Genomic DNA, 7,856 nt, shown 5'->3' with positions numbered 1-7,856 from the left:
TCAAAAGATACTGCCAAAGCAGGAATGGAGCAGCCGGTTATCTTCTGGAGACCGTCTATCGCACCTTGCGGAATGACTTTCGTGACCAGCGATAAATTCAAGGATTGGAAAGGTGACCTGATCGTGGGTTCATTGAAATTTATGCAGCTACACCACCTGAGCATCAAAGGCAACAAGGTAACTAAACGTGAAGTGATTTTCGACAAAATCGGCCGTGTACGCGATGTTCGCCAAGGCTGGGACGGAAACATTTATGTCGTTCTTGAGAACTCCGGAAAAGTGGTGCGTATTAGTCCGAAAAGCTAGTTAATACATGAAAATTATCCTGACATTACTTTCGGCAGTGATCTTTTGCTCAGCCGTTTTCCCGCAACAGGATGACGAGCTTGCCAAAAGCATTGCGCGTGGTAAAATGGTTTATTCCGAAAATTGCATTACCTGCCACATGGGAACCGGCGAGGGTGTTACAGGCACTTTCCCTCCTCTGGCCAAATCTGATTACTTCATGAAAACGCCTGAAAATGGGATCAAAGCCGTTAAATTCGGGTTGATGGGGAAGATCAAGGTGAATGGAGTGGAATACGACAATATGATGCCCAACCCCGGACTTGGCAACGACGAGATTGCCGATGTGATGAATTACATTATGAATTCCTGGGGCAATTCGTCGGAAAAGAAAATGATTACCGAGAAAATGGTTGAAGCAGTAGAAGAGAAGAAGTAATTCTGAATCAAACATTTACATAGCCGCATTGTCGCTTCGACAGTGCGGCTTTTTTATTTGGCTAAAATTAAAAACCTGCATCTGTACCGCAGTTTGTTATTTTAAATAAATCTAAATAAAAACTTGTGTTGAAAAAATTCGCGTTTCATCTTTGCGACTCATTAACTCAATAGTCCAATTACACTTAGATGAAAAAGTTATACATTCTTGTCTTACTTCTATTATCAACAGCCGCTGCATTTGCCCAAAATGGCAGAGTTTCAGGGCAGATACTGAGCTCCGACGGTCAGCCTGCCGAATCAGTTTCGGTTGGCATCAAAGGTTCTTCAAAAGGTGCCGTTTCTGATGCTCAAGGAAAATTCACAATTGAGCGCATGAAGCCGGGCTCACATATTCTGCTGATCAGTTTTGTAGGGTCAGCTACGCAGGAAAAAGCGGTTGATATTGTCGCCGGAGAAACTACGGAAGTATCATTTACACTTGCCGAGAGCGCTAATGAGTTGCAGGAAGTGATCGTAAAGGGTGGTAACACTTACAAAAACGACAACTTATCGCCCAGCCTGAAACTGCTCACACCCATTCTTGAAACACCGCAAAATGTGCAGGTAGTTACTTCCAAAGTGCTGGAAGACCAGCAGATTATCAGTATGAGCGATGGACTGATCCGCAACGTAAGCGGCGCAACCCGCATCGAACACTGGGGGGATATGTATACCAATATCGTGATGCGCGGCTCGCAGATACAGGCTTTCCGCAACGGATTTAATGTAGTGAACTCGTTTTGGGGACCATTGACCGAGGATATGAGTTTTGTGGACCATATTGAATTTGTAAAAGGGCCAGCAGGTTTTATGCTGGCAAACGGCGACCCGAGTGGTTTGTACAATGTAGTTACCAAAAAGCCGACCGGCGAAACCAAAGGCGAAGCTTCATTTACAATCGGCAGCTACGATCTGTACCGCGCCACGCTTGATCTTGACGGGAAGCTGAGCAAGGATGGAAAATTCCTTTACCGCCTCAATCTGGCTGGTCAGAACAAGGGTTCTTTCCGGCCAAACGAATACAATAACCGTTACAGCATCGCTCCGGTGATTACTTATCAGATTGATGAGAAAACAAAGTTGACTGCGGAATATGCATTGCAATACGCCAAAATGACCGACGTAGGCTCATTTTACGTTTTCTCACCAGAAGGTTACGCTACGCTGCCAAGGGACTATACCTCTACGCCCACAGGACTTAATCCGACCAAGATCACAGACCACAGCATTTTTGCCAATCTGCAGCACGAGTTTAATGCAGACTGGAAGATTACGGGTCAGTTGGCTTACCTGAATTACCAAATGGCAGGTACCAGCCAGTGGCCGTGGCTGGTTAATGAGGATGCGAGCATTCAGCGCGGGGTAGGTATCTGGGATGCAAAAAGCGAAATGACGCTCGGGCAGGTGTTTGTAAATGGGAAAGTGAACACAGGAGGCGTAGTACACCGCTTGCTGGGAGGTATTGATGTAGGTACAAAAGAATATTTTGCTGACTGGTCTCAGTCACTTCCACTTGATACGCTAGGTGGATTGTTTGATCAGAAAAACCCATTTTACGGAGTGCCTAATAATGGATATCCGGTATTCAACCGCGATCTCAACCTTGAAGCGCGCGCAGTAGCAGCAGGTGGTTTAATGGACCAAAAGTATACAGGTCTTTATTTACAGGATGAGCTCGGGTTTATAGATAACAAGATCAGGCTGACGATTGCAGGGCGTTACACCAATCTGAGCCAGGCACAATGGGGCGCTGCGCCGGATAAGGCCAAGCATTTCACTCCTCGCCTCGGGCTAAGTATTTCGATTACCAAAAACACGTCGGTATATGCGCTTTACGACCAAGCATTTTTGCCACAATCAGGAAGGTTGAGCAGCGGTGGAAAGGTACAGCCGGTTACCGGCAACAATACCGAGTTTGGTTTGAAGAGAGATTGGGCAAATGGACGCTGGAACACAACGCTTGCATTTTACCGCATTCTTAAAAACAATGAGCTGACAGGTGATCCTTCCAAGCCCGCGAACTCAGGTTTCAGCGTGGAACTTGGTCAGAAACGAGCGCAGGGAATCGAGTTTGACCTTCGCGGTACAATCCTGCCAGGCTTAAACCTGACTGCCAATTATGCTTATACGAATTCAGAAGTGACCAGAGTGACCAATGGTGTAGAGGTAGCCAGGGTTGGAGATCCGGTTCCGGGCTTTGCAAAACATACTGCCAATGGGTGGCTGGGTTATAAAGTGCAGAATGGCGCGTTGAAAGGTGCAGGCATTTCCGGCGGCTTTACCTACCTGGTCGACCGCGCTACCTCAACATGGAGCAATACTGACGCGACTTACAACCTTCCTGATTACTTCAAACTGGATGGTGGTCTGTTCTGGGAAAAAGATAAGATCCGCCTTACAATCAATGTATTTAACATCCTCGACAAATACCTGTACACAGGTGGTACTTACAACTTCACTACATCGGACAAAAAACCAATCACTTCTTATTACTGGCAGGCTGAGCCACCGAGAAACTACCGCCTCAGCGTCGCTTACAAGTTTTAAATGCGCATTCCGCAATCAAAGCAGTTCGGGCTTTTCAGCCTGAACTGCTTTTGTAAAGAGTCCCGGTTCTATTTCAAGATAGTTATGGTTGCATTTTACCTGATCCTCCTTGGCGTTTACTTCCATTATTCCAGATCGAAGTATTGCCCCTCCTACCTCATCAAAATTCCGGCAAAGTATGCCGGGATAGCAGGTAATATGCTGCTGCTGGCCGGCACTATGCGCTTTGTTTATCAGGAAGAATGGACGAGCGGCTTATTGCTTTCCTTGGCCGCCTGCGCACTGGCAATGTCACTGATCCCGTTTACAGCGGTGTTGGGAAAACGTTACTTTATCATATTGGCAGCACTCGTCCACATCCTGCTCGTCGCCGACATTTTTACTTATGCCAGCTAAAAAGGAATACCTGACCACCCGAGGACAGCGCGCATTGAAAATCACGGCCGGACTGCTCGGCGGCTATTTTCTTTCCCTCGCCATCCATTTGTTTGCCGCGGCATTGCTTCCATTCAAATCCGAAGTGATGATGACCGCAACCTTTTCCCTTTTCATTTTCTGGGTCGGATTTATGGTGCTGGCTTTTGCTGCCAGGAGCGGCTTAAAGGTGTGGGGATACTACCTGCTTGCGATTTCTGTTTTGTCTGCATTCACCTACTTTCTCCGATAATTATGAAGCTACAAGGTCTCTCAAACCGGCTGTACAACATTTTTTTTCACACGCACACCGTGTCTGGCATTGTGTTGAGCTTTGGGTTGTATGTGATATTCTTTGCGGGCGCATTCTCCCTTTTTAAAAGTGAGTTTTACCAATGGGAAAATCCGGTAGCGAGGCAGAAGCTGACTGAACCTATTGATTACAATCAGGTACTTTCTGCATTGAAAAAAAACAAACCCCGGTTCGACCTCACCGAAGATATCATCGTACGAATTCCCTCGGAAAAAGAGCCGCATATCACGATCTATGGCCATTTGACTGTACCAAATGGTAAACCAGAAGAGCATTACAGCACCGCATACTCCCCGCAGACTAAAACATTCAGCGAAGAAGGAACATCAACAACAGGTGAAACACTTTACCGCCTGCACTTTTTTGATCAGGTGCCTTTCTACATTGGCCGATACATATCCGGCTTTGTCGCATTATTCTTTCTATTCGCCACGATCACGGGGGTACTGGTTCATTGGCGTAATATCTTCTCTAAGTTTTACGGATTTTCTGTTAAAGGAACCTGGAAGCAGATCTGGACCAATGCACATACCGTGTTCGGGATGATCGGTTTACCATTTCAGCTCATGTACGCAGTGACCGGCGCGTTTTACATGCTTTCCATTCTCATTTTACTGCCTGTGGTAATGGTGTTTTATGGCGGCGACCAGAAGAAGGTATTTGAAATGATCAGAACGAGTGAAGGTATCGCCATCAATGCAAATGCTCCGGCCCGCACATTCACGCCAGGTATTTCAGCAATTCTCCAAGATATTCAGCAAAAGCATCCTGAGCTGCATTTCAAATTTTTACAACTTAAAAACTACGACCGCGAAGACGCGCTTCTTACCCTCTCCATGTCCAACGACCGCTCCTTCACAAGTGACGGGTATATCTCGGTGAGATTGAAAACGGGGCAGACTGAACTTGATCTTTTGCCGGGCAAGAAAAACTATACACAATCGGTACTGTTTGGCATTGCCAAGCTGCATTTTGCGACTTTCGGTGGATTTTTGTTAAAAAGCATATACTTCCTCCTGGCACTTTTTACCTGTTTCGTCATCATCAGCGGCATATTGCTGTGGAAAGAAGCACGCAACAAGAAGAATTACACCACCGAACAAAAGCGTTTTCATCACCGGGTTACCATGGTCTACCTGGCTATTTGCTTCTCCCTTTTTCCGGCAGTTGCAGTTTTGTTCAACAGTGAGCTGCTGATACCTGCATTGAAAAATCACGTATTGCTAGTTAATACAACCTTTTTCGTCTCCTGGCTGGTACTGGCGGTTATCAGTCTGTTGTTTAAGACAGAAGCCCGGCTTACGTGGTTCAATTTACTCGCGGGAGGCGCATTCTCGATTCTTATACCATTTGTAAATGGCGTTGTAACCGGCGATTGGTTTTGGAAAATGCTGGACGAAGGCAATCTGTACGTAGCTTTTACAGACCTTTTCTGGCTTGTTACCGGAATAACGTCACTTGCACTCGCCAGAATGATGCATAAAAGGCCAGCACGGATTCCGGCGCAGGCAGAATATCAAGAGGGATTTACAAAAAAGAAGGCGCTTCAATGGTAGTTACCTACTCAAACCGCGTGTGACAGCATAAGCTGCGCGCCTTTGTTGAATTGCTTGTTCAGGGATTCATAAACATCGTGCGCCGCTTTTCCTGGATCAAATTCCTGACCGACTGTTGTAAAAGACTTCATATCTGAAAACTGCTCGTAAATGCCCAGTGCTTTCAGTCCGATCATCGCCGCGCCCACAGCACCCGTCTCCACGGTTTCATTCAGCTTTACCTTGATCCCGAAAACATCAGAAAGCATTTGGACCCAAACCGCACTGCGCGCAAAACCACCATTGGCATAAATGGTTTTAATGGTCTGCATATCAGGCAGGATTTTGGCAATTCCATAGAGATTGAGCATAATCCCTTCCATCACAGCCCGTGCAAAATGGGCGCGTGTATGCAATATATCCAGCCCCGAAAACCCGCCTCTCACCGTAGAGCTCCACAGCGGAGCCCGCTCTCCCAGTAAGTAAGGATAAAAAAGCAGCCCGTCAGCCCCGGCTGGTACTCCGGAAGCTTCTTTGATCACATTGTCAAATTCTTCATTCGGAAAAAAGGTATTAACCAGCCATTCAAAAATGACCGCCCCATTGTTGGAAGGTCCGCCTACGATGTAGGTTTTCTCATCCAGCAAATAGCAGAAAGTCTGCATTAACGGGTCAGAATAAGGTTTATCGGAGCAAATTCGAACCGCTGCGCTGGTACCGATCGTAACCGCCATGGAGCCTGGACTGATCGCCCCGCTGCCGAGGTTTGCCAGACAGCCGTCGCTCGCGCCCATGATCAGTCTGGTGCCCGCCGGCAGTCCCGCAGGATTCTCGCCGGAGATTTCTTCTACATGATAAGGCGAGACTGCTTTTGAAAGTTTTTCCGTTTTCAGTCCCAGCTTTTTGAGGGTATAAGGATCCCATTGCAATTCGCGGATATTGAACATGCCCGTAGCCGATGCAATGGAATAGTCGATCAGAAACTGCCCGGTGAGGCGATAGATTACGTATTCCTTGATACTTACAAACCGTTTTGCCTTACGGTATATATCCGGCTCGTTCTTTTTGAACCACAGCAACTTACATACCGGCGCCATCGCGTGAATGGGGGTGCCATTGTTGTGATAGATCTTCTTTCCGATTTGAGAGGCCCGTAATTTGACCGCAATATCGGAACTGCGGTTATCGGCCCAGATTACCAGCGCGGTAAGGTGCTTTCCATTTGCATCCAGTGCCAGAACACCGTGCATAGCGGCACTGAAAGAAATACCAAGAAGCTCATTGCTTTTGCCTACTTCCGTGGTGACTTTTTTCAAAGTATTACAAACAGCCTGAAAAATCTCCTCGGGATCCTGTTCGCTCCAATCCGGGCTTGGGTGATTCATTTCATAGCCTTCACTGTGAATAGCCAGGATATTTCCGGAAACCGAATCAAAAGCAACGGACTTGGCATTTGTTGTGCCGATATCACAACCGATCATGTAGGGCATTGCACGTCATTTTAGCAGCAGCAGGATCAGTTTTTGACTTGGACTAGCCGCAAATTTTATTCAAACAAAACTATGGAATAACAGCTGTTATCAAAAAAACAGTCCCAAAAACCAGAAACTTGGGCAGTAATTATTATTTTCGCGAAGGAATCGATCTCAATAATAGCTTTATAAAATGTCTGAAACACCACATACCGAAACCACCGGATTATCCAGCTTTGCATACGTTGCTGCATTTGTAATCCTGTTTGTTATCCTTGCAGTATTTGCAGATTTGTTCGTTTTCATTGTCGGAACAATCGGGCTTGTGGTCACTTTTGCCGCATTCTACCGTGACAACAGCCACGACGCCGGGCATCACACCGACATAACAGCCGGACATTAATCCGCCTGCATTACTGAATGGCCAGCTCCGGGAGTGAATGAATAATTTCCCAAGAGAGCTGGCCATTCTCTTTGTTAACCGTCCAGGATTCTTCAAACACGCAGGTATCTTCAAGGTCGCGGTACTCGATCTTCAAATTCTCAGCTTTGAGCCGAACGCGCGCAAATCCGTTGTACCCTAATGAATGCCTCTTAATAACCGTTCTGACGCGGCGATCGTAGTATTTGATTTTACTGATATCTGCTGCATCGGGCATTTTAATCTCCACGGGCAAGCCGCCGTGACCAATGCAGCGCCCGTACGCAACAGGTCCGTTGCCATTTTTGACCATATCATAAATAACCAGCCGGTGATCATGCCCCCAGATCCAGATAATCTGCCGGTTTGCCTCGCCTAGCAACTCTTTG

At 46.7% G+C, this 7,856-nt stretch carries 8 protein-coding genes and 1 pseudogene; 7 read left to right on the top strand and 2 right to left on the bottom strand.

The annotated features are described in order from the left end of the window. From ACTIE6_RS03995 to ACTIE6_RS03970, 6 genes are all read left to right on the top strand, one after another. The coding region (locus ACTIE6_RS03995; protein ID WP_439555395.1) for a PQQ-dependent sugar dehydrogenase at positions 1–306 on the top strand (306 nt) is incomplete at its 5' end. 7 nt (positions 307–313) lie between these two features. Beyond that, a complete protein-coding gene (locus tag ACTIE6_RS03990; RefSeq protein ID WP_439555394.1) occupies positions 314–724 on the top strand; it encodes a c-type cytochrome in 411 nt (136 codons plus the stop codon). A gap of 188 nt (positions 725–912) precedes the next feature. Next, entirely contained in the window at positions 913–3,312 is a 2,400-nt protein-coding gene (locus ACTIE6_RS03985; protein WP_439555393.1) for a TonB-dependent siderophore receptor, read from the top strand. Beyond that, complete coding sequence (locus ACTIE6_RS03980; protein ID WP_439555392.1) at positions 3,313–3,708, top strand: hypothetical protein; 396 nt, start codon at positions 3,313–3,315, stop codon at positions 3,706–3,708. After that, positions 3,698–3,979 (top strand): hypothetical protein, encoded by a 282-nt coding sequence (locus ACTIE6_RS03975; protein ID WP_439555391.1) that lies wholly within the window; start codon positions 3,698–3,700, stop codon positions 3,977–3,979. Before ACTIE6_RS03980 ends, ACTIE6_RS03975 begins: the two co-directional genes overlap by 11 nt. Positions 3,980–3,981: 2 nt before the next feature. Continuing rightward, positions 3,982–5,595, top strand: coding sequence for a PepSY-associated TM helix domain-containing protein (locus ACTIE6_RS03970; RefSeq protein ID WP_439555390.1), 1,614 nt, complete (start codon positions 3,982–3,984; stop codon positions 5,593–5,595). Between the two features lie 8 nt (positions 5,596–5,603). Here the strand turns inward: ACTIE6_RS03970 and ACTIE6_RS03965 are convergent, their stop codons facing one another. Next, positions 5,604–7,064: a gluconokinase gene (locus ACTIE6_RS03965; protein WP_439555389.1), complete on the bottom strand. Its 1,461-nt coding sequence runs from the start codon at positions 7,062–7,064 to the stop codon at positions 5,604–5,606. Between the two features lie 175 nt (positions 7,065–7,239). Between ACTIE6_RS03965 and ACTIE6_RS03960 the strand changes: the two genes are divergently transcribed. Then, positions 7,240–7,449: a hypothetical protein gene (locus tag ACTIE6_RS03960; RefSeq protein ID WP_439555388.1), complete on the top strand. Its 210-nt coding sequence runs from the start codon at positions 7,240–7,242 to the stop codon at positions 7,447–7,449. A 10-nt stretch (positions 7,450–7,459) separates the two neighbouring features. On the opposite strand, the pseudogene ACTIE6_RS03955 reads toward ACTIE6_RS03960, so the two are convergent. After that, positions 7,460–7,856 (bottom strand): annotated as a pseudogene (locus ACTIE6_RS03955) (metallophosphoesterase family protein); the annotation flags it as partial.

It is taken from the genome of Dyadobacter sp. (assembly GCF_051859145.1).
In the GTDB taxonomy this organism is placed as follows: Bacteria; Bacteroidota; Bacteroidia; order Cytophagales; family Spirosomataceae; genus Dyadobacter.
Note: the sequence above shows the minus strand (reverse complement) of the source record. Positions and strands in the feature narration are given on the sequence as shown.